Below are 21,381 nucleotides of genomic sequence, written 5' to 3' on the forward strand. Positions count from 1 at the left end.
GTTGCACTCAGAACTGCTTGCCTTCGGCGACCAGGCGCTGCAAGAGCGGCGCGGGCTGCCAGAACGCGGCATCGTCCAGCGGGTTTTGCGCAAAGCGCTTCATTGCCGCAGCGACGTTGAACAGGCCGACCTCGTTGGCGTAGTTCAGCGGGCCGCCGCGGTGCACCGGGAAGCCGTAGCCAAAGATGTAGACCACGTCGATATCGCTGGCCTTGTTGGCAATGCCTTCTTCAAGGATGTGGGCGGCCTCGTTGACCAGCGAGAACACCAGGCGCTGCACGATTTCCTCGTCGCTGATCTTGCGCGGCGTTAGCCCCAAGCTCTTGCGGTGCTCCTCGAGCATCTGCTCGACCTCGGCGTTCGGGATGGGCGTGCGCTTGCCCGGCGCGTAGTCGTACCAGCCCTTGCCCACCTTCTGGCCAAAGCGCCCCTTCTCGCACAGCAGGTCGGCGGTCTTGCTGTATTTCATGTCGGGCTTCTCGACGTAACGGCGCTTCCTGATCGCCCAGCCGATGTCGTTGCCGGCCAGGTCGCCCATGCGGAACGGCCCCATGGCAAAGCCGAATTTTTCGATAGCCTTGTCGACCTGCTGCGGCGTGCAGCCTTCGTCCAGCAGAAAGCCGCCCTGGCGGCCGTACTGCTCGATCATGCGGTTGCCGATGAAGCCATCGCACACGCCCGAGACCACGGCCACTTTCTTGATCTTCTTGGCCACGGCCATGACGGTGGCCATCACGTCCTTGGCGGTCTTGTCGCCGCGCACCACTTCCAGCAGTTTCATCACGTTGGCTGGGCTGAAGAAGTGCAGGCCGACGACGTCTTGCGGGCGGGCGGTGAAGGCGGCAATCTTGTTGACGTCCAGCGTCGAGGTGTTGGACGCCAGAATGGCGCCGGGCTTCATCACCGCGTCCAGCTGCTTGAACACCTGCTCTTTGACGCCCAGATCCTCGAACACCGCCTCGATCACCAGGTCGGCGTCGGCCAGGGCGGCGTAGTCCAGCGTGGTCGACAGCAGGGCCATGCGTTGCTCGTATTTCTCCTGCTTGAGCTTGCCCTTTTTGACCTGGGCCTCGTAGTTGCGGCTCATCACCTCGACGCCGCGGTTGATCGCCTCCTGCTTCATCTCCAGGATGGTCACCGGCAGGCCGGCGTTCAGGAAGTTCATCGCAATGCCGCCGCCCATGGTGCCGGCGCCGATGACGGCGACTTTCTTGATCTCGCGCAGCGGCGTGCCGGCCGGAACGTCGGGGATCTTGCTGGCCGCACGCTCGGCAAAGAACAGATGGCGCAGCGCGCGCGACTCGGGCGACCACATCAGCTGGATGAACAGCTCGCGTTCGACCTTCAGGCCGTCATCGAATTTCTTGTGCGTGGCGGCCGCCTCGACGGCGTCCAGGCACTTGAGCGGCGCGGGGAAGTTCTTGGCCATTCCCTTGACCATGTTGCGCGCGAACTGGAAGTAGGCGTCGCCCTGCGGATGCTTGCACGGCAGGTTGCGCACCAGCGGCAGCGGTCGCACGTCGGCGACGCTGCGCGCAAACGCCAGCGCCTCGTCGGCCAGCGACTCGGGCGACGCGGCCAGCTTGTCGAACAGCTTCTGCCCGGGCACGCTGGCGATCAGCTCGCTCTTGACCGGCTCGCCGCTGACGATCATGTTGAGCGCGGCCTCCACGCCGACCACGCGCGGCAGGCGCTGCGTGCCGCCGGCGCCGGGCAGCAGGCCCAGCTTGACCTCGGGCAGCGCCACGCTGCAGCCGGGCGCGGCGATGCGGTAATGGCAGCCCAGCGCCAGCTCAAGACCGCCGCCCATGCACACGGTGTGGATGGCCGCGACGACGGGCTTGCTGCAGTTTTCGACAGCTGAAATCACGCTGTGCAGATTGGGCTCGGCCAGGGCCTTGTCGGTGCCGAACTCGGTGATGTCGGCGCCGCCGGAGAACGCCTTGCCCGCGCCGGTGATGACGATGGCCTTGACGGCTGCATCCGCCTGCGCCTGCTCCAGCCCCGCGGCAATGCCACGCCGCGTGGCCAGGCCCAGGCCGTTGACCGGCGGGTTGTCGAGTGTGATCACGGCCACGTCTGCGTGGACCTGGTAATGCGCCGTCATGCGTGTCTTCCTTGGAAAGTGAAAAAGTACGATCGTGCAGTTTTCATTGTAGACAGCCGCCGGGCCATGACCAGAGGCACTTGTCCCGGTCGGGACAAGACGTCGCGCCACAGGCGCCCAGCGGCCGTTTTGCCACACCTTGGCCCACAATGAGGCGTCTTGCACGCCGATGACGCCGCGCCATGAAAGAACGCAACAACCACCACCGCAACACCCACCACAAGACCCTGGCGCGCCTGGTTGGGCTGCGCCGGCGCAACGACGCGTTCATGCAGTCGCCGGCCGGCGCTGCGCCCGGCGCACTGGTTCCCACGCCCGACCACGCGGGTCCGCCGGCGGCGCAGGCGACGCTGCTGCGCTATGGCCCGGACGGCGTGCAGCAAGAAGCCCAGGTGACGCTGGCGCAGCTGGCCCACCCGGCGCCGGCGGAGGGCGCGGTGCTGTGGCTGCACCTGCAGGGCATGCCCACGTCGGGGCAGCTCACCGCGCTGGGCCAGATGTTTGGCCTGCACGCGCTGGCGCTGGAGGACGTGCAGCACCGCGAGCGCCGCGCCAAGGTGGCGGACTATGAAACCCACCAGTGCGTCATCCTCAGCCTGGTGCACCGCGACGCCGAGGGAGTGTGCCGCGTCGACCAGGTCACGCTGTTTCTGGGCCGCTTCGGCCTGATCAGCATCAATGACGGCGATTGCGACGTGTTCGAGCCGGTGCGCCAGCGCATCCGCGGGCGCAGCGGCATCTGCAACCAGGGCGCGGACTACCTGCTCTACGCGCTGATCGACGCCATCGTCGACACCGGCTTTGCACTGCTGGAGCAGACCGGCGACGAGCTGGAGACGCTGGAGGACGAGATCCTGCTGGAGCCCGGCAGCGAGGCGCGCAACCGCATCCACCTGGTGCGCCGCGAGCTGATGCTGATGCGCCGCGCCTGGTGGCCCCAGCGCGAGGCCATCTCCACGCTGATGCGCGGCGACCAGCCCTGGATCAGCGCGCTCACCCGCGTCTACCTGCGCGACTGCTACGACCACGGTGTGGTGATCGTCGACTTCGTCGAGACCTACCGCGAAATGGCCGCCAGCCTGCTGGACATCTACCTGTCGGCCATCAGCCAGCGCATGAACAACATCATGAAGGCGCTCACCATTGCAGCGACCATTTTTCTGCCGCTGACCTTCATCACCGGGCTGTACGGCATGAACTTTGACACCGCCAGCCCCTGGAACCTGCCCGAGCTGCACTGGCGCTACGGCTACCCCTTCGCGCTGTCGCTGATGCTGGCCGTGGTCGTGATCATGCTGTGGTTCTTCAAGCGCAAGCGCTGGTGGTGAGCCGGCACATCACACCTCCAGCCACTCCTTGCGCACACGCTCGTTGGCGCGCAGCTCGGCCGGTGTGCCCGAGAACACGATGGAGCCGTGGCCCATGACGAGCACCCGGTCGGAGATGGACATCGCAATGGTGAGCTTCTGCTCGATCAGGAGCACCGACACGCCGCGCTCCTTGAGCTTGAGCAGGTACTGACCGACCAGTTCGACGATCTTGGGCGCCAGGCCCTCGGTGGGCTCGTCGATGATGATGAGGTCGGGGTCGCCCATCAGCGTGCGGCACAGCGTCAGCATCTGCTGCTCGCCACCGGACATCACGCCGGCCTCGATGTCGCGCCGCTCCTTCAGGCGCGGGAACATCTCGTACATGTCGTCAAAGCTCCAGCGGCTGCCGCGGCCGCTGCCCTTTTGCCCCAGCAACAGGTTCTGGTGCACCGTGAGGTTGGGGAACACGTCGCGGCTCTCGGGCACGTAGCCCAGCCCCAAGTGGGCGATTTCGTAGGCTTTCTTGCCCGCCAGGCTCTGGCCCTTCCAGGTGATCGCGCCCTCCCAGTCCACCAGGCCCATGATGGCCTTGGCCGCGGTCGAACGCCCCGAGCCATTGCGCCCCAGCAGCGCGACGATCTCGCCGGGCTGCACGTCGAAGGCCACACCGTGCAGCACGTGGCTTTTGCCATAGTAGGCATGCAGGTTGTCCATGTTCAGCATGTCGCGCCCTCCGCCTGCTGCGCCGCAACCACCGAGCCCAGATAGGCCTCCTGCACGCGCTCGTTGGCGCGCACCCGCTCGGGTGTGTCGAATGCAATCACCTCGCCGTAGACGACCACCGCGATCTTGTCGGCCAGGCCGAAGACCACGCCCATGTCGTGCTCCACGGTCAGCAGCGTGCGCCCCTCGGTCACCTCCTTGATCAGGCGGATGAAGCGCGCGGTCTCGCTCACGCTCATGCCGGCCGTCGGCTCGTCGAGCAGGATGACGCTTGCGCCGCCCGCAATCGTGATGCCGATCTCCAGCGCGCGCTGCTCGGCGTAGGTCAGGTTCATCGCCAGCGTATCGCGCTTTCTGTGCAGCTGGATCTGCTCCATCAGCTGCTCGGCGCGCTCGTTGGCGTCCTTGAGCCTGGACAGAAAACGCCAGAACGCGTAGCGGTAGCCCAGGCTCCACAGCACGCCGCAGCGCAGGTTCTCGAACACCGACAGCTTGGGAAAGATGTTGGTGATCTGGAAGCTGCGCGACAGCCCCATGCGGTTGATCTCGAACGGCGCCTTGCCGTCGATGCGCTGGCCGTGCAGCAGCACCTGGCCGCTGGTGGGCGCAAAGCGCCCGCTGATCAGGTTGAACAGCGTGCTCTTGCCCGCGCCGTTGGGGCCGATGATGGCCACGCGCTCGCCCGCACGCACCGCCAGGCTGGCGCCGCGGATGATCTCGGTCTTGCCAAAGCTCTTGTACAGATCGCGCAGCTCCAGCGCCACCGCGCCTGCGGCGTTGCCGCCGCCCTTGTTTTCCGCCGTGTTCACGCAGCCTCCCCCCGCTTGATTTCCCGCTCGATGTCTTCCTGGATCTGCCCCCACTGGCGCACGAACTGGCGCCGGCACAGCTCGAACAGCGCCAGCCCCGTCAGCATTACGAAGCCCGCGCCAAACCAGCTCGTCAGCGCCGTCGCGTCCAGGTGGGCGCCGAGGAACACAAGCTCGCTGCCCAGCGCCTCATTGAGCTGAAGGTGATAGGTCATCTCGATCATGGCCGCCGCGCCCAAGAGCGCCACCAGCGCGGTGCCGCCCAGGGCCAGATAAGCTGGAACGATGCGGCGCAGCCTGCCAAAGCGGGCCAGCCGCAGGTTCATCATGATCAGACTGGCCACGCCACCGGGCGCATACATGACCATGAACAGAAACACCAGGCCCAGGTACAGCAGCCAGGCCTTGGACAGCTCGGACAGCAGCACCGAGGCGAACACCAGCAGCACCGCGCCGATGATGGGGCCGAAGAAAAAGCCCGCCCCGCCCAGGAAGGTGAACAGCAGGTAGCCGCCCGAGCGCACCATGCTGACACTGTCGGCGCCGGTGACGATCTCGAAGTTGATCGCCGCCAGCGCCCCACCCACGCCGGCAAAAAAGCCCGAGACGATGAAGCCGAAGTAGCGCACTCGCTGCGTGTTGTAGCCGATGAACTCCACGCGCTCGGGGTTGTCGCGCACAGCGTTCAGGATGCGCCCCAGCGGCGTACCGGTGAAGGCGAACATCAGCGCGGTGCAGACGAAGCAGTAGAAGGCGATCAGGTAGTACACCTGCAGGTTGGAGCCGAAGGTGATACCCAGCCAGCCGCCGCCGTAGACGCGATCGGTGGTGATGCCGCCTTCGCCGCCGAAGAACTCGGGAAACATCAGCGCCATCGACGCCACCAGTTCGCCAATGCCCAGCGTGATCATGGCGAACGTGGTGCCCGACTTCTTGGTCGTCACGTAGCCCAGCAGCACGGCAAAGAACATGCCGGCCAGCCCGCCGACGATGGGCACGAAGATCAGCGGCAGCATGATCTGCCCGCCGCCGGCCATGTTCATCGCGTGCACCGCGATGAACGAGCCCAGGCCGGTGTAGACCGCATGGCCGAAGCTGAGCATGCCGCCCTGCCCCAGCAGGATGTTGTAGGACAGGCAGATGATGATGAGATAGCCGATCTGGCTGAGCATGGTCAGCGCCAGGCCGCTGGTGAACAGCAGCGGCGCGACGACCAGCGCCAGCGCAAACAGCGACCAGATGAGCCAGCGCCCCACGTTCAGGGGCTGGAAGCGGTAGGTGTTGGAATGGTTCATCGCATCAGTCCTCGCGGGTTCCCATCAGCCCACGCGGGCGAAAAATCAGCATCAGCACCAGGAACAGATACGGCAGGATGGGCGCGACCTGCGAGATCGTCAGGCGCAGCAGCGGCCAGCCGGGCGTGCCCTCGTCCACGCCCACGCCCAGCGACGCCAGCGCGCCGGCAAGCGAGTAATCCAGCGCCACGGCCAAGGTCTGCACCACGCCGATGATGAGCGACGCGAAGAACGCGCCGGCAAGCGACCCCATGCCGCCGACCACGACGACGACGAAGATGATCGAGCCCACCGACGCGGCCATCGCCGGCTCGGTGATATAGGTGTTGCCGCCAATCACGCCAGCCAGCCCCGCCAGCGCGCAGCCGCCGCCAAAGACCAGCATGAACACGCGCGGCACGTTGTGGCCCAGCGCCTCCACGGTCTGCGGGTGCGTGAGCGCCGCCTGGATGACCAGGCCGATGCGCGTGCGCGTGAGCACCAGCCACACCGCCAGCAGCATCAAAAGCGCCACCAGCATGATGAAGCCGCGCGAGCGCGGGAACTGCGTGCCGTACAGCGTGAACAGCGGCCCCTGCAGCAGCGTGGGCAGGTTGTAGGGCACGGTCGAGCGGCCCCAGATCAGCTGCACCACCTCCAGCACCAGGTAGGACAGGCCGAAGGTGACCAGCAGTTCGGGCACGTGGCCGAACTTGTGCACGCGCCGCAGGCTGTAGCGCTCGAACAGCGCGCCCATGGCGCCCACCAGCAGCGGCGCGAGCACCAGCGCGGGCCAGAAACCAATGGAGCCCGACAGCGTGTAGGCAAAGTAGGCGCCCAGCATGTAGAAGCTGGCGTGCGCGAAGTTGAGCACGCCCATCATGCTGAAGATCAGCGTCAGGCCCGAGCTGAGCATGAACAGCAGCAGCCCGTAGCTGACGCCGTTGAGCAGCGAAATGACGAAAAACTCTAGACCCATTGCAGCTCCGCAATGAAAAAACAGGGGTGGTGGGCAAAAAAAAGCCCGAGCGGACTCGGGCCCTGATACGCAGGTGCAGTCAGCCGATCACGAGGGGCGCTTCATCTGGCACGAGGTGGGCGTGCTCGCGACGTAGGGCTCGTAGTACTTGACCGGCACGAAGGTGTAGCCGGTGTTCTCCGCGTCGTTGGGATGCTTGGCATCGGTCTTCTCCCAGCGTGTGATGAACAGGCCCTGCTGCAACTGGTGGTCGGCCTTGCGCATCTTCACCTCGCCGTTGAAGCTGTTGAAGCTCATGTCTTCGAGCACCTTGGCCACCTTGGCCGGGTCGGTGCTCTTGGCCTGGGCAAAGGCGGTGTCGAGCATGGAGTAGCCGTGGTAGACGGCGTTGGCATACATGTCGTCGTTGAACTTTTTCTTGAAGTCGACCACCAGGCGGCCGATGTCGCCGGGCAGGTTGTTGTGCCCGTACGTGGCCATGTAGACCTTGCCCGCCGCGTTGGGGCCCAGCGCGGTCGGCGTGCCGGTCACACCACCGTAGTAGGTGTAGAAATTCACGTTGTTCAGGCCGGCGTCGTTGGCCGCCTTGATCAGCAGCGCCAGATCCGAGCCCCAGTTGCCGGTGATCACGGTGTCCGCGCCCGACTGCTTGATCTTGGCCACATAGGGCGCGAAGTCGCGCACCTGCGCCAGCGGCGCGAAGTCGTCGCCGACGACCTGCACGTCGGGGCGCTTCCTCTTGAGCATGTCCTTGGCGTATTTGCTGACCTGGTGGCCGTGCGAGTAGTTCTGGTTGATCAGGTAGACCTTCTGGACACTGGGCTCGTCCTTGATGTAGGTGGTGATCGCCTCCATCTTCATCGAGGTGTCGGCGTCAAGGCGGAAGTGCCAGTAGCTGCATTGGCTGTTGGTGAGATCCGGATCGACCGCGGCGTAGTTCAGGTAGAGCACCTCTTTGCCCGGGTTGCGCGCGTTGTACTTGTTCAACGCGTCGATGATGGCCAGCGCCGGGCCCGAGCCGTTGCCCTGCACCACGTAGCGCACGCCCTGGTCGATGGCCGAGCGCAGCGCGCTGCTGGTCTCCTGCGGGCTGAGCTTGTTGTCGATGCCGATGACCTCGAACTTCACGCCCGACTGGTTCTTCTTGCTGAATTCCTCACCCAGGAACTGCCAGGTCTTGAGCTGGTTGGTGCCAACGGCCGCCATCAGGCCCGACAGCGGATCCATCCAGGCGATCTTGACGGTCTCGCCCTGCTGCGCCAGCGCGGCGCCGGCAACGCTGACCAGCAGCGCCGCTGCACTGACCCTCTTCAAACCAAAACCCATGGTGTCTCTCCTTTGTCGGCTGTCGTGATGGATGGGTGTGCAGCGTACAGGTCACACGGGCATTGGCCTTCAGGGATAGTCCCGAGCACCTATCACCTAAGCGACGCGCGGCCCACAGGCCGCGCGTCGCTCAAGCTGCAATACGCTCAGGCGCCGGGCAGGCGGTAGTCCTTGAGCAGCTCGCGCAGGCGCGTCTTGAGCATCTTGCCGGTCGCGCCCAGCGGAATGGCGTCGACGAACACAACGTCGTCCGGGATCTGCCACTTGGCGGTCTTGCCCTCGTAGAAGGCCAGCAGTTCCTCGCGCGTGAGCTCGGCGCCGGGCTTCTTGACCACGGCGACGATGGGCCGCTCGTCCCACTTGGGGTGCGGCATGCCGATGCACGCGGCCATGGCCACGGCCGGGTGTGCCATCGCGATGTTCTCGATGTCGATCGAGCTGATCCACTCGCCGCCGGACTTGATCACGTCCTTGGTGCGGTCGGTGATGTGCATGAAGCCATCGGCGTCAATGGTCGCCACGTCGCCCGTGGGGAACCAGTCGTGGCCGGCGGCGTCCTTGACCGAGGGGTCGCTGCCCTTGAAATAGCTCTGCATGATCCAGGGCCCGCGCACCTGCAGGTCGCCAAAGGTCTTGCCGTCCCAGGGCTGCTCCTGGCCGTCGTCGCCGACGATGCGCATGTCCACGCCGAAGATGGCGCGCCCCTGCTTGAGGCGGATCTGCAGCTGCTCCTCGCGCGGCAATGCCAGATGCTTGTTCTTGAGCGTGCAGACCGTGCCCAGCGGGCTGGTCTCGGTCATGCCCCAGGCGTGCAGCACGTCGACGCCAAACTCCTCGCGGAAGGTGTCGATCATGGCCGGCGGGCAGGCCGAGCCGCCGATCACGGTGCGCGTGAGCGCAGAGAACTTGAGCTTGTTGCCCTGCACGTGGCTCAGCAGCATCTGCCAGATCGTCGGCACGCCTGCGGCCATGGTCACGCCTTCGGACTCCATCAGCTCGTAGATCGACTTGCCGTCCATCGCCGGGCCGGGAAAGACCACCTTGCAGCCGGTCAGCGTCGCGCCATAGGGCAGGCCCCAGGCGTTGACGTGGAACATCGGCACCACCGGCATCATCGAGTCGCGTGCCGACAGGCCCATGGCGTCGGGCAGCGCGCCGCCGTAGGCATGCAGCACAGTGGAGCGGTGGCTGTACAGCGCGCCCTTGGGATTGCCCGTGGTGCCGCTGGTGTAGCACAGGCCGGCGGCGGTGTTCTCGTCGAGCTGGGGCCAGATGTACTGGCTGGAATGCCCGCCGATCCACGCCTCGTAGCTGACCAGGCCGGGAATGCCGCTGTCCGCGGGCAGCTTGTCCGCGTCGCACAGCGCCACCCATTGCTTCACCGTCGGGCAATTGCCGTGCACCGCCTGGATCAGCGGCAAGAAGGTCATGTCGAAGCACAGCACGCGGTCTTCGGCGTGGTTGACGATCCAGGCCAGCTGTTCGGGATGCAGGCGCGGGTTGAGCGTATGCACGACCCGGCCCGAACCGGCCACGCCAAAGTACAGCTCCATGTGACGGTAGCCGTTCCAGGCCAGCGTCGCCACGCGGTCGCCCTGGGCCAGGCCCGCGCCGTCGAGCGCATGGGCCAGCTGCTTGGCGCGTCCGGCCAGGTCGCGGTAGGTATAGCGGTGGACGTCACCCTCCACCCGGCGCGAGACGATCTCGCCGTCGCCATGGTGGCGCTCGGCAAAATCCATCAGCATGGAAATCAGCAGGGGTTGGCTCTGCATCTGGCCCAACATAGAAGCTCCTTGGTTGTCATGGAATCAATCCGGCCATCGTAGCGGCCGCTCCCCGGTTTTTCAGAGAAAAAACCCGCAAGCACCCGCCCTGCCTGCCCCCGCATGTCACGCACATGACATGGCGGCGCAATCCCCTGCGTGCCGTGCAGCGCGGCGCTCTGCACCACAATCGTGCCCATGCCCGCCTCCGCACCATCCGCCGTTGCCGCTCCTGCTCTTGCCTGGCGCCACGACGGCGACTTCGCCAGTCTGGGCAGCGCCTTCTACACCCGGCTGGCCCCCACACCCCTGCCCGCGCCGCACTGGGTTGCGCGCTGCGACGACGTGGCCGCACTTCTGGAGCTGCCCGCCGGCTGGCTGGCCAGCGACGAGGCGCTGCAGATCTTCAGCGGCAACGCCACTGCCCCGGGCAGCCAGCCGCTGGCCAGCGTCTACAGCGGCCACCAGTTCGGCGTCTGGGCCGGGCAGCTGGGCGACGGCCGCGCACTGTGGCTGGGCGAGACGGTGCAGGATCAGGAAGTGCAGCTCAAGGGCAGCGGGCGCACGCCCTACTCGCGTGGTGCCGACGGGCGCGCCGTGCTGCGCTCGTCGATCCGCGAATACCTGGCCAGCCATGCGCTGCACGCACTGGGCATTCCCACCACGCGCGCGCTGTGCCTGGTGGGCTCGCCGCAGCCGGTGCAGCGCGAGACGCTGGAGACCGCCGCCGTCGTCACGCGCGTGGCGCCCAGCTTCATCCGCTTCGGGCATTTCGAGCATTTCGCTGCCCGCAGGCAGACCGATGAACTGCGCCGCCTGGCCGACCATGTGATCGAGCGCTATTACCCGCAGTGCCAGTCCGCAAACAACCCTTACCAAACGCTGCTGCAGACGGTCGGCGAGCGCACCGCGCAGATGCTGGCGCACTGGCAGGCGGCCGGGTTCTGCCACGGGGTGATGAATACCGACAACATGAGCATCCTTGGGCTGACGCTGGACTATGGCCCGTTCCAGTTCCTCGACGCCTTCGATCCCCACCACATCTGCAACCACAGCGACCGCCTGGGCCGCTATGCGTTCGACCGCCAGCCCGCCGTCGCCTACTGGAACCTGCTGTGCCTGGCGCGCGCGCTGCTGCCGCTGATCGGCACTGAGGATGACGCGCAGGATGCGCTGCAGACCTACGAAGCCAGCTTCGAGTCACATTACCAGGTGCTGATGTTCGCCAAGCTGGGACTGCAAGGCCCGCCCGAAGAAGGCGACGCTGCCCTGCTGTGGCAACTGCTGCACCTGCTTGCCGCCCAGCAGGTGGACTGGACGCTGTTCTGGCGCAGCCTGTCGCAAAGCGTCGCGGACGATGACTTCACCCATGCACGCGACCTGCTGGTCGACCGCGAGGGCTTTGACACCTGGCTGCCCGCCTACCGCGGCCGCATCGCGCGCAGCGAACAGGCGGGCGCCGCAGCGCGGATGCTGCGCACCAATCCGCGCTTTGCGCTGCGCAACTACATGGCCGAACAGGCCATCGACGCGGCACGGCAGGGCGACTTCAGCGTGGTGCACACCTTGCAAACCGTGCTGCAGCATCCATTTGAAGAACGCCCGGATCACGCCGACTGGGCCGGCCTGCCGCCCGACTGGGCCCACTCCATTGCCTTGAGCTGCTCGTCATGACCTATCCCATCCAGAAAACCGAAACGCAGTGGCAACAGGTGTTGCGAGACAAGAATGCCGAACCCGGCGCCTATGAAGTCACGCGACACGCCGCCACCGAACGCCCGTTCACCGGCCAATACAATCAGCACTGGAACAACGGCCGCTACCACTGCATCTGCTGCGGCGCACCGTTGTTCGTATCCGACACCAAGTTCGACGCCGGCTGCGGCTGGCCCAGCTTCTGGCAGGCGGTGCCGGGCGCGATCCGCGAAATCGAGGATCGCAGCCACGGCATGGTGCGCGTGGAGACAGTCTGTGCCCAATGCGGAGCCCACCTGGGCCATGTGTTTCCCGACGGCCCTGCACCCACCGGCCAGCGCTACTGCATGAACTCGGCCTCGCTGGAGTTTGAACCCACCCCGCCATGAAACTGCTGCTCGACTTTCTGCCCCTCCTGCTGTTCTTCGTCGCCTACAAGCTGCAGGGCATCTACGCCGGCACGGCAGTGCTGATGGCCGCCACCTGCGTGCAGATGGCCATCATCTACGCCATCGACAAGAAGCTGACGACGATGCACAAGGCGACGCTTGCGCTGATCCTGATCTTCGGCGCCCTCACGCTGGGCCTGCAGGACGACCGCTTCATCAAGTGGAAGCCCACCGTGCTCTACGCCGCCATGGCGCTGGCGCTGGCCGTGGCGCTGTGGGGCTACCGCAAGAACTTTCTGCGCGTCATGCTGGGCAGCCAGCTCGCCCTGCCCGACGCCGTGTGGCACAGGCTCAGCGTGGCCTGGGTGCTGTACTGCCTGTTCATGTCCACGCTCAACGGCTACGTGGCCGCCTTCTGGTCCACCGACGCCTGGGCCGACTTCAAGCTGTGGGGCTACGTGTTCCCGCTCGTCTTCATCGTCGGCCAGGCGCTTTACCTGACCCGCCACATCGAGCACGACGCGGCAGACACCCACCCCTCCAAGGACGCACAACCATGACCGACGCCTCTTTTGCCGTCACCGCCCAGGCCATGCAAAGTCATTTGCAGCAGACGCTGGTGCCCACCAGCCTGGAAGTGCTGGACGAAAGCTGGAAGCACGAAGGCCATGCCGGCGCCAACGGAACAGGTTTTGGCACGCATTTCCGGGTGCGCATTGCCAGCCCCGCGTTCGACGGAAAAAGCCGCGTTGCGCGCCATCGGCTTGTGTATGATGCGCTGCAGATTTTTATTGACCATGGCGCGCATGCCATCGCCATTGAAACTCTTTGACGACATCACGCTCAAAAGCGCTGCGGGTTCGTTGCCCGCGCCATCTCTCCCCCGTTCAGGATTTTTCATGAAGAAACAGCTCATGTCCGGCCTGGTGGCCGCTGCCATGCTGGGCAGCGTCGCCTTGCCTGTTGCCGCACAAAACCTCGCCATCGTCAACGGCAAGGCCATCCCCAAGGAGCGCGTCGAAGTGCTCAAGGATCAACTCGAGCGCTCGGGCCGCCCGGTCAACGCCGAGATGGAAGACCAGATCAAGGAAGAAGTGATCGCCCGCGAAATCTTCATGCAGGAGGCGACCAAGCGCGGCCTGGAGAACACGGCCGACTACAAGACCCAGATGGAGCTGGCGCGCCAGACCATCTTGATTCGTGAACTGTTTGCCGACTACCAGAACGCCCACCCGGTCACCGACGCCGACATCCAGGCCGAATACGACAAGTTCGTCGCCGCCAACGCCGGCAAGGAATACAAGGCCAGCCACATCCTGGTCGACAAGGAGGCCGACGCCAAGGCCATCATCGCCTCGATCAAGAAGGGCGCCAAGTTCGAGGACATCGCCAAGAAGCAATCCAAGGATCCCGGATCGGGCGCACGTGGCGGCGACCTGGACTGGGCCAGCCCGGCCAGCTATGTGCCCGAATTCACCGAGGCCATGGTCAAGCTGAACAAGGGCCAGATGACCGACACCCCGGTTCAGAGCCAGTTCGGCTGGCACGTCATCCGCCTGGACGACGTGCGCGACGCCGAGCTGCCCAAGCTCGATGACGTCAAGCCCCAGATCGCCCAGCAGCTGCAGCAGCAAAAACTCATGCAGTTCCAGCAGGAACTGCGCGAGAAGGCCAAGGTGGAATAAACGTCCGCACTCGCCTTGACCAGCGACCGAAAACCCAGCCCATGCGGCTGGGTTTTCTTTTGCCTGCGCCAACCCGAACTGCATACAAATGCGCGTAAACGCGGGCGGTCATTCCACAGGTACGCTAATGGAACAACCTCGCCATTAGCCAGGATGATCTATGCAGTCCAGCCTTGCATGCGGGCTGCCTCGGCACGCAGGAATTCAGGCCCGCCGAACAGTTGCCGGTTCACGCCGATGCGCTTGAACCATAGGTGCAAGCCGAGCGCGTCGGTGAAACCTATGCCTCCGTGGACCTCGGTCGCCGTACGGGCCACGAAACGCCCGACATCGGAAAGATGGCTTTTTGCAAGACATGCCATGGCAGGGCCTTCCGACATGCCGTTCGCGACGACGAAGGCCGCATGCCATAGCAGCGCCTTGCAAGGCTCGACTCTCGCGGCCATGTCGGCGCACATATGCTTCACCGCCTGGAACGAGGCGATAGGCACGCCAAACTGCTTCCTCTCAAGAGAGTATTCGACGGCGGCTTCGATCATCCGCTCTGCAGCACCCAGCGTGTCGGCGACCATGGCTCGTGCCACCTGGCGCGACTTCACAGGATCGGCGCCACCGGCCTTTTGCGCCTTGGCATCGTCGCGCGCCTGGCGTGCGGCTGGCAGCTTCACGGCCGGATAACTGCCAATCGCCAGGCACCCCTCTTTGCCGTTGACGCGGTACTTCCAGAACCAGCGCTTCGAGCCGCTGGGCGCAATCTCCAGATACAGACCGCCCGCATCGGCCAGGCGGGCGCGCTTCTTCTCTGGCGGCAGGTCGCGTTTCGGCATTCGGCATCGGTCAGCATTGGATACCTCGGTTTTGGTAGCCGGCTTGCCGGTGGATCACGACACCGGAAAAACCGGCAAACCCGCGCCACTGCTGGGTTTGCGCCATTCCCGGGGGAACAAACGCCGAAATTTTAGCCCCCGCCTGTTTTGTTCCCCGTTTGCCCCCCGTTTGCGCTGGCTGTCGGCGCACGTTAGCGGACACGTACGAACAATAATTTATTGATTTTCAATGGAAGAATAAAAAAATCCGGACACCTGCGGAGGTGCCCGGACTATGTATTGGTCGGAGCGGCGGGATTCGAACTCGCGACCCTCTGCTCCCAAAGCAGATGCGCTACCAGGCTGCGCTACGCTCCGACGGCGCGTATTCTAACCTGGCGCCGCTTCATTTCTGCGCAATTGCAACCCACTCGACGCGCATTTCAACGGTTGGAGTTGGGGCCGGGGCCTCGACCTGGAAGGTGGCGGAAGGTGATCCGCCCTTTGGACAAGTCATAAGGCGACATTTCCAGCGAAACCTTGTCGCCCGCCAGAATACGGATATGGTGCTTGCGCATTTTTCCGCCAGTGTAGGCAATCAGTTCGTGTCCGTTGTCTAACGTCACACGGAAGCGCGAATCGGGCAGCACTTCGGTAACGCTACCTTGCATTTCAATCAGTTCTTCCTTGGCCATGAGTCCTCTGTTTCAGTGTATCGGAGGTTATATCGCCAGTGCACGCCCATGACACCCTTGTCGATGCCGCCCTGCCCGAACTGGAATACCGCATCGTGCCGATGTTGAATTTCGCCACGACCGCAAAAGCGGATTACGTGCGAAATCCCACCATTTCGCCACGCCCTCGTACATCCAGGCGTGGCAAAAGCAGACGAAACCAGCGCTGCACTGAAGTAAAACTTACTGATTGTACAGCGTTGATGACACCAGCAAATACTCACTGACACTTGTCGCGCCTTCGGGCAGGCAGTTGGCACCAACAGTGCCTCTGCGGTCGCTGGCAAGTGCGTCGCTACAATCGCAAACCTTTCGCCCAGCCTCTTGCGTGGAACCATTACCCGTGTCTGAACGTTTTTCCGTGGCCCTGCAACATCTGCTTCCCAAACAAGCGTTGACCGCGCTTGCCGGCCGCATGGCCTGGTGGCAGGGCGGCGCCATGACCACCGCTTTCATTCGTTGGTTCGTCGCACGCTACCGCGTCGACATGAACGAGGCCGCCAACTCCGACGTCGCCAGCTACGCCAGCTTCAACGCATTTTTTACCCGCGCGCTGCGCCCAGGCACGCGCCCGCTGGCCGATAGTGCATTCATCAGCCCGGTCGATGGCGCCATCAGCCAGATCGGGCCGATTGCCGGCGATCAGATCTTCCAGGCCAAAGGGCACGCCTACTCCAGTACGGCGCTGCTGGGCGGAGACGCAGCGCTGGCCGCGCGCTTCAACGACGGCCTGTTCGCCACGATCTATCTCAGCCCGCGCGACTACCACCGCATCCACATGCCTTGCGACGGGCAACTGCAGCACATGACCCACGTACCCGGCTCACTGTATTCCGTGAATCCGACGACGGCACGAGGCGTGCCGGGCCTGTTTGCCCGCAATGAGCGGGTGGTGTGCATGTTCGATACGCCGCTAGGGGCGATGGCGCTGGTACTTGTTGGCGCAACCATTGTTGGCAGCATGGCAACCGTGTGGCACGGCCAGGTCAATCCGCCACGCTCGGGCCAGATCCGCAGTTGGGACTATCCGCAAGGCGCGACCAGCCTGAGCCAGGGCGACGAGATGGGCCGCTTCCAGCTGGGGTCGACCGTGGTGCTACTGCTGCAGCGCGGCGCGCTGCAGTGGAACCCGTCGCTGACCGCCACGATACCGGTACGCATGGGCCAGTCGTTGCTAGCGTGACCTGAGGCCCGGCTCAACGCCTGTTAGACACCAGGCTGCCAGCCGGATAAAGCACGTCCGGAACCCGAAGCGTGGTGAACACGGTGGGCTCCAGCTCCAATTCCAGCGGATCGACCGGATCGGCTTGCCCAGTCAGGTAGATCACCATGTCGTCACGTCGCAGCGCGACATGGCTGATCGTCTCCCACTGCCCCATTCTGCGCACGCGGGTGCCGGGCTTGTACAAGGGCATGCGAAAGCGCTCACTCCACCCCCATGCGGCAACATGCGTCCCGTCGTGCGCAGCCATCACAGGGGGCTGCAGGCTCACGTCCATCATCATTGCTCCCTCTTTTGCTCAGCCAACGTGAAACTTGCATCCACGTTACAATCCATGGATCGGACAAGGTCTTTAATGGCTTCTATCCCGTATTCGGCTCATCAGCGTGGTTCTTGAGTTTTTTCTGCCATGCAACGCAACGGCGCGACTGGTTCACCAACCATGCCAAAGCACACGCCCTCACCTAGCCGCGCAAATCTGTTGCCATTGCCCGCTTTCTCAACTGCGTCGCTGCCAGAAACAGCCCATTTCGTCGCATAACGGATAGGCAGGACATGGACAAAGATAAGAAATAGAAAGGCGCGCAGCAAATACTGCGGGAACTAGTTCGCAGCATCTCACACCAAATACCGTGTCGTGCAGGCTGGTTGCGCCACGCTGGCCAGCCGTTCGCCTGCACCAATTTTGAAGTCATAAACACAAGGATTTCACCATGCGCCTGACAACCCGAAGCAAGCTGGCCGTAACGGCCCTGACTGACCTGGCCCTGCATTCACACGGCCATCCAGTGGCCTTACCCGCGATCAGCACCCGCCAGGGCATTGCGCTGTCGCAGCTGGAAGAAATTTTCAGCGCCCTGCGTCGTGCCGAAATCGTACGCAGCATCCGTGGTCCGGGCGGTGGCTATGTGCTGCGCCAGGACGCGCAAACGCTGTCCACTGCCGATGTCATCACCGCTTGCGAGCGCTTCCTCAAACGCGGCAACGCCGATGCCGCGCAAGCCAATGCCGAGCAACCAGACATGACGGCAGAGTTGTGGTCCAACTTTCAGACGCGCGTCATGGACTATCTGCAGTCGATCACGATTGCCGACCTGGTTGCACAACACCGCCGCAACCATAAGCACAGTGCCGCCGCGCCCACGGGCAAGGCCGCCGCAGCCAACGCCCGTGCAGTCGTCAAACCGCGTGCGCGTACGCAATTCCCTGCCCAGGGTGTTCCCAATTCGGTATTCGCTCTGGCCGGCTCGGCCTTTGGCACCAAGCTGCGCGCCAGCTGACAGCGACGACAGCTATCCAATGCAAAAAAGCCAGTCGGCTATAAAACCGGCTGGCTTTTGCTTTTATATCGCCATGCCGCCCGTTCAGGTCGGCATGGCGATCAAGCTCAGTGGAACTGCTCTTCCTCAGTCGAGCCGCTCAGCGCCTTGACGCTGGACGAGCCGCCTTGGATCACGGTGGTCACATCGTCGAAGTAGCCCGCACCAACCTCCTGCTGGTGCGACACGAAGGTGTAGCCCTGCTCGCGCGCGGCGAACTCGGGCTCCTGGATCATTTCGACGTAGTGCCTCATGCCTTCGCCGCGCGCGTATTCGTGCGCGAACTTGAAGGTGTTGTACCAGTTGCTGTGAATGCCGGCCAGCGTGATGAACTGGAACTTGTAGCCCAGCGCTGACAGGTCTTCCTGGAACGAGGCGATCTGCTTGTCGTTGAGGTTCTTCTTCCAGTTGAACGATGGTGAGCAGTTGTAGGACAGCAGCTTGCCGGGGCAGGCAGCCAGCACGGCCTGGGCAAACTCGCGGGCAAAGCCGATGTCAGGCACGCCGGTCTCGCACCACACCAGGTCGGCATACGGAGCGTAGGCCACGCCCCGGCTGATGGCTTGCTCCAGTCCGTTCTTGACACGATAGAAGCCCTCTTGCGTACGCTCGCCAGTCAGGAAGGGTTTGTCGTTGGCGTCGTGGTCGCTGGTGATCAGGTTGGCGGCCTCGGCATCGGTGCGGGCCAGCACGATGGTGGGCACGCCCATCACGTCGGCGGCGAAGCGCGCGGCAATCAGCTTCTCGCAAGCTTCCTGCGTGGGCACCAGCACCTTGCCACCCATGTGGCCGCACTTCTTCACTGCAGCCAGTTGGTCTTCGAAGTGCACGCCGGCGGCACCCGCGCCGATCATGTTCTTCATCAGCTCGAAGGCATTGAGCACGCCGCCAAAGCCGGCCTCGGCGTCGGCCACGATGGGCAGGAAGTAGTCGATGAATTCCTTGTCGCCGGGGTTGACGCCACGGCTCCACTGGATCTCGTCGGCGCGCTTGAAAGTGTTGTTGATGCGGCGCACCATGGTCGGCACCGAGTCGTAGGCGTACAGCGACTGATCGGGGTACATGGTCTCGCTGGTGTTGCCGTCGGCAGCCACCTGCCAGCCCGACAGGTACACCGCCTCCAGCCCGGCCTTGGCCTGCTGCATGGCCTGGCCAGCGGTGATGGCGCCGAAGGCGTTGACATAGCCCTTCTTGGAGCCGCCGTTGATCTTCTCCCACAGCTTTTCTGCACCGCGCTGTGCCAGCGTGTACTCAGGCTGCAGGCTGCCACGCAGGCGCACCACGTCCGCCGCAGAGTAGCCACGCTTGACGCTCTTCCAACGTGGGTTACTGGCCCAGTCTTTCTCCAGGGCGGCGATTTGTTGCTCGCGGCTCAGTTGTGCATTCAAGGAATCAGGCATTTGCGCTCTCCAAAGGTTGAAAATTGCGGGATCCGGCTGGCTCCCTTGGGTTCAATTCTATGTCTTATAGAAGACTTAAAAAATTCTTATGTCTTATAGAAGACGTAAATTTATATCATATAAATCAATAAATTGCCATGTATTTTTCTGATTATGAAAATAACACCCTTCAGACGAAAAGCCGCACAAGAGTGCAATTGCGTTAAATCTCACAATGTGGAATAGCATTCCTGCAACCCGAAAATATCACCACCATCCTGCACTTCCTCTGCCTAGCAAAGCCGGACTGCCGCAGTCGCCGCAACACCGCCAATACGACAACCGCCGCGCACAACCCTTGCGATGGGCCGCAAAGCAGCGGATGCATCAAGACCGGCCAAGCACGCATGGCCGATCGCTGACCACGATGCCATCCGCGTCCGCATAGATCCAATCGCCCGGGCGCACCCACACGCCCTGTATTTGCACCGGCAGATCCGCCACGCCCTGCCCGCGCCGCTGCGTGGGCATGGGCATCGGCGCCAGCGCGCGAATGCCAATCGGCTCGGCTTCAAGTTCGGCCACATCGCGCACGCAGCCATTGATGAGCAAGCCCGCCCAGCCATTGCGCGCCGCAGCCGCGGCAATATTTCCACCTACCAGGGCGCGGCGCAGCGACGCGCCGCCGTCCACCACCAGCACATGACCGCCGCCGTCCTGCTCCACCGCGGCCTTGACCAGGGTGTTGTCCTCCAGACACTGCACCGTGCGGGCCGGGCCGCAAAAAGCTTGCAGGCCGCCAAACTGTAGAAAGACGGGCGGCAACACCCTGAAAACACCCTGGCTGCCGTCCTTGTGCTCATCGCACAAATCACAGGTACTGAAGTTCGCTGAAGTAGAAGTCACCATGTACGCATCCTCGTGGTTTGTATGTTTGCTGCAGCATTGTGTGGCGCAACCACCGGCAACAAAGGGCAGAGCGTGCAAAAAACGGCGCATCCGCGTGCGACGTATGGATTTTTGCCATTAGCATTGCCGTGCCAGCAACCCTGCGGGGTCTGCTGCTCTCCTACCCAAGCACAAGGATTCGATATGGTCACCGCCAAATCCGCTGCCAGCGGCACCCCCGCCAAGAAGCGCGCTCCCAACCCGGCTTTCATGAAGCCCCTGACGCCCAGCCCCGCACTGGCCGCCGTCGTCGGCGCGGCGCCGCTGCCGCGCACGGAAATCATCAGTAAGCTATGGGTCTACATCAAGGCGCACAACCTGCAGGACGCCGCCAACAAACGCATGATCAACGCAGACGCCAAACTCAAGGAAGTGTTCGGCAAGCCTCAGGTGTCCATGTTCGAACTGGCAAAACTGATCGGCAACCACGTCAAGTGATGCGCTGACGCCCCCCAAAGCCGGCTGCATGCCCAATGCCGATCAGTTAAGCCAGGGCGAGGCTGAATTGGTCTAAAAAGGGAGCGTGTTAACCACGTTCCCTTTTTTGCTTTGAGCCTGCTGCAGATCACCCTGAACGAGACGTTGGAGGCACTGCCCGCCAACGGGATAGCCGAGTTGAGCGCGCTGTTGGATCCGGCCTGGATAGAACAAGCGCTGGAGGCCACGGGCAAGGCATCGGTGCGCCGGCGCAAACTGCCAGCCGAACACGCCGTATGGCTGGTGATCGGATTGGCGCTTTTTCGCCACATGCCGCTGTGGCAAGTGGTGCAGGAGATGGCGCTGACGCGGGCGTGTCCGAATTTTTGTGTAAACGGGTCGGACTTCAATTGACGGAGATGCGGTCTCCGAACTGAATGGTAAAGCGGGTCAGCGCGGCCTTCCAATCCCGGATGGGCATGGTCCACTTCTGGCT

22 protein-coding genes and 1 tRNA gene are annotated in these 21,381 nt (G+C 63.8%); 10 read left to right on the top strand and 13 right to left on the bottom strand.

The genetic code is table 11. From position 1 onward, the window contains the following. Positions 1-7 precede the first annotated feature (7 nt). Complete coding sequence (locus tag ABD767_RS12415) at positions 8-2,107, bottom strand: 3-hydroxyacyl-CoA dehydrogenase NAD-binding domain-containing protein (protein ID WP_103043929.1); 2,100 nt, start codon at positions 2,105-2,107, stop codon at positions 8-10. A 182-nt stretch (positions 2,108-2,289) separates the two neighbouring features. Between ABD767_RS12415 and corA the strand changes: the two genes are divergently transcribed. Beyond that, positions 2,290-3,435 (top strand): magnesium/cobalt transporter CorA, encoded by a 1,146-nt coding sequence (gene corA, locus ABD767_RS12420; RefSeq protein WP_103043930.1) that lies wholly within the window; start codon positions 2,290-2,292, stop codon positions 3,433-3,435. Between the two features lie 9 nt (positions 3,436-3,444). On the opposite strand, the gene ABD767_RS12425 is transcribed toward corA, so the two are convergent. The 6 genes from ABD767_RS12425 to ABD767_RS12450 form a co-directional block, all read right to left on the bottom strand. Further along, entirely contained in the window at positions 3,445-4,140 is a 696-nt protein-coding gene (locus ABD767_RS12425) for an ATP-binding cassette domain-containing protein (RefSeq protein ID WP_103043931.1), read from the bottom strand. Continuing rightward, positions 4,134-4,949 (bottom strand): ABC transporter ATP-binding protein, encoded by an 816-nt coding sequence (locus tag ABD767_RS12430; protein ID WP_344869733.1) that lies wholly within the window; start codon positions 4,947-4,949, stop codon positions 4,134-4,136. The genes ABD767_RS12425 and ABD767_RS12430 overlap by 7 nt, the downstream gene beginning before the upstream one ends. Next, complete coding sequence (locus ABD767_RS12435; protein WP_103043932.1) at positions 4,946-6,244, bottom strand: ABC transporter permease subunit; 1,299 nt, start codon at positions 6,242-6,244, stop codon at positions 4,946-4,948. Before ABD767_RS12435 ends, ABD767_RS12430 begins: the two co-directional genes overlap by 4 nt. 4 nt (positions 6,245-6,248) lie before the next feature. Further along, complete coding sequence (locus ABD767_RS12440; protein ID WP_103043933.1) at positions 6,249-7,202, bottom strand: ABC transporter permease subunit; 954 nt, start codon at positions 7,200-7,202, stop codon at positions 6,249-6,251. An 87-nt stretch (positions 7,203-7,289) separates the two neighbouring features. Further along, positions 7,290-8,528: an ABC transporter substrate-binding protein gene (locus tag ABD767_RS12445; RefSeq protein ID WP_103043934.1), complete on the bottom strand. Its 1,239-nt coding sequence runs from the start codon at positions 8,526-8,528 to the stop codon at positions 7,290-7,292. A gap of 146 nt (positions 8,529-8,674) precedes the next feature. Then, a complete protein-coding gene (locus ABD767_RS12450) occupies positions 8,675-10,312 on the bottom strand; it encodes a 3-(methylthio)propionyl-CoA ligase (RefSeq protein WP_103043935.1) in 1,638 nt (545 codons plus the stop codon). A gap of 177 nt (positions 10,313-10,489) precedes the next feature. Between ABD767_RS12450 and ABD767_RS12455 the strand changes: the two genes are divergently transcribed. The 5 genes from ABD767_RS12455 to ABD767_RS12475 all read left to right on the top strand — a co-directional run bounded on the left by ABD767_RS12455 (position 10,490) and on the right by ABD767_RS12475 (position 14,060). Then, positions 10,490-11,965 carry a protein adenylyltransferase SelO family protein gene (locus tag ABD767_RS12455; RefSeq protein ID WP_103043936.1) on the top strand — a complete coding sequence of 492 codons (1,476 nt, stop codon included), beginning with the start codon at positions 10,490-10,492 and terminating at the stop codon, positions 11,963-11,965. Continuing rightward, on the top strand, positions 11,962-12,375 hold the full coding sequence (gene msrB, locus ABD767_RS12460; RefSeq protein ID WP_103043937.1) for a peptide-methionine (R)-S-oxide reductase MsrB: 414 nt from the start codon (positions 11,962-11,964) through the stop codon (positions 12,373-12,375). Before ABD767_RS12455 ends, msrB begins: the two co-directional genes overlap by 4 nt. Continuing rightward, complete coding sequence (locus ABD767_RS12465; protein WP_103043938.1) at positions 12,372-12,935, top strand: septation protein A; 564 nt, start codon at positions 12,372-12,374, stop codon at positions 12,933-12,935. Before msrB ends, ABD767_RS12465 begins: the two co-directional genes overlap by 4 nt. Next, on the top strand, positions 12,932-13,207 hold the full coding sequence (locus ABD767_RS12470) for a BolA/IbaG family iron-sulfur metabolism protein (RefSeq protein ID WP_103043939.1): 276 nt from the start codon (positions 12,932-12,934) through the stop codon (positions 13,205-13,207). The genes ABD767_RS12465 and ABD767_RS12470 overlap by 4 nt, the downstream gene beginning before the upstream one ends. Before the next feature lie 67 nt (positions 13,208-13,274). Beyond that, complete coding sequence (locus ABD767_RS12475; protein ID WP_103043940.1) at positions 13,275-14,060, top strand: peptidylprolyl isomerase; 786 nt, start codon at positions 13,275-13,277, stop codon at positions 14,058-14,060. A 158-nt stretch (positions 14,061-14,218) separates the two neighbouring features. On the opposite strand, the gene ABD767_RS12480 is transcribed toward ABD767_RS12475, so the two are convergent. The 3 genes from ABD767_RS12480 to infA form a co-directional block, all read right to left on the bottom strand. Next, positions 14,219-14,887, bottom strand: a complete 669-nt coding sequence (locus ABD767_RS12480; protein ID WP_103043941.1) for an acyl-CoA dehydrogenase family protein — start codon at positions 14,885-14,887, stop codon at positions 14,219-14,221. A gap of 280 nt (positions 14,888-15,167) precedes the next feature. Further along, a tRNA-Pro gene (locus tag ABD767_RS12485) sits at positions 15,168-15,244 on the bottom strand. Positions 15,245-15,309: 65 nt separating this feature from the next. Beyond that, complete coding sequence (infA, locus tag ABD767_RS12490; protein WP_103043942.1) at positions 15,310-15,561, bottom strand: translation initiation factor IF-1; 252 nt, start codon at positions 15,559-15,561, stop codon at positions 15,310-15,312. Positions 15,562-15,943: 382 nt separating this feature from the next. On the opposite strand from infA, the gene asd reads away from it, so the two are divergent. Then, positions 15,944-16,783 carry an archaetidylserine decarboxylase gene (gene asd, locus ABD767_RS12495; protein WP_103043943.1) on the top strand — a complete coding sequence of 280 codons (840 nt, stop codon included), beginning with the start codon at positions 15,944-15,946 and terminating at the stop codon, positions 16,781-16,783. Positions 16,784-16,796: 13 nt separating this feature from the next. Here the strand turns inward: asd and ABD767_RS12500 are convergent, their stop codons facing one another. Further along, positions 16,797-17,105 (bottom strand): hypothetical protein, encoded by a 309-nt coding sequence (locus ABD767_RS12500; protein WP_344869734.1) that lies wholly within the window; start codon positions 17,103-17,105, stop codon positions 16,797-16,799. Positions 17,106-17,535: 430 nt separating this feature from the next. Here ABD767_RS12500 and ABD767_RS12505 point away from each other — a divergent pair, with 430 nt between their 5' ends. Beyond that, positions 17,536-18,102, top strand: coding sequence for an Rrf2 family transcriptional regulator (locus ABD767_RS12505; protein ID WP_103043944.1), 567 nt, complete (start codon positions 17,536-17,538; stop codon positions 18,100-18,102). A 107-nt stretch (positions 18,103-18,209) separates the two neighbouring features. Here the strand turns inward: ABD767_RS12505 and aceA are convergent, their stop codons facing one another. Together aceA and rraA are read right to left on the bottom strand one after the other, a co-directional pair. Then, complete coding sequence (gene aceA, locus ABD767_RS12510) at positions 18,210-19,541, bottom strand: isocitrate lyase (protein WP_103043945.1); 1,332 nt, start codon at positions 19,539-19,541, stop codon at positions 18,210-18,212. A gap of 366 nt (positions 19,542-19,907) precedes the next feature. Continuing rightward, positions 19,908-20,429: a ribonuclease E activity regulator RraA gene (gene rraA / locus ABD767_RS12515; protein ID WP_103043946.1), complete on the bottom strand. Its 522-nt coding sequence runs from the start codon at positions 20,427-20,429 to the stop codon at positions 19,908-19,910. A gap of 183 nt (positions 20,430-20,612) precedes the next feature. Between rraA and ABD767_RS12520 the strand changes: the two genes are divergently transcribed. Continuing rightward, the gene (locus ABD767_RS12520) at positions 20,613-20,906 is read left to right on the top strand and encodes an SWIB/MDM2 domain-containing protein (protein ID WP_103043947.1); all 294 of its coding nucleotides are present in this window, start codon (positions 20,613-20,615) and stop codon (positions 20,904-20,906) included. A 111-nt stretch (positions 20,907-21,017) separates the two neighbouring features. Further along, positions 21,018-21,299, top strand: coding sequence for a transposase domain-containing protein (locus tag ABD767_RS12525; protein ID WP_425549920.1), 282 nt, complete (start codon positions 21,018-21,020; stop codon positions 21,297-21,299). The last annotated feature ends 82 nt before the right edge of the window (positions 21,300-21,381 follow it).

The organism is Comamonas faecalis, assembly GCF_039538025.1.
Classification (GTDB): Bacteria; Pseudomonadota; Gammaproteobacteria; order Burkholderiales; family Burkholderiaceae_C; genus Comamonas_C; species Comamonas_C faecalis.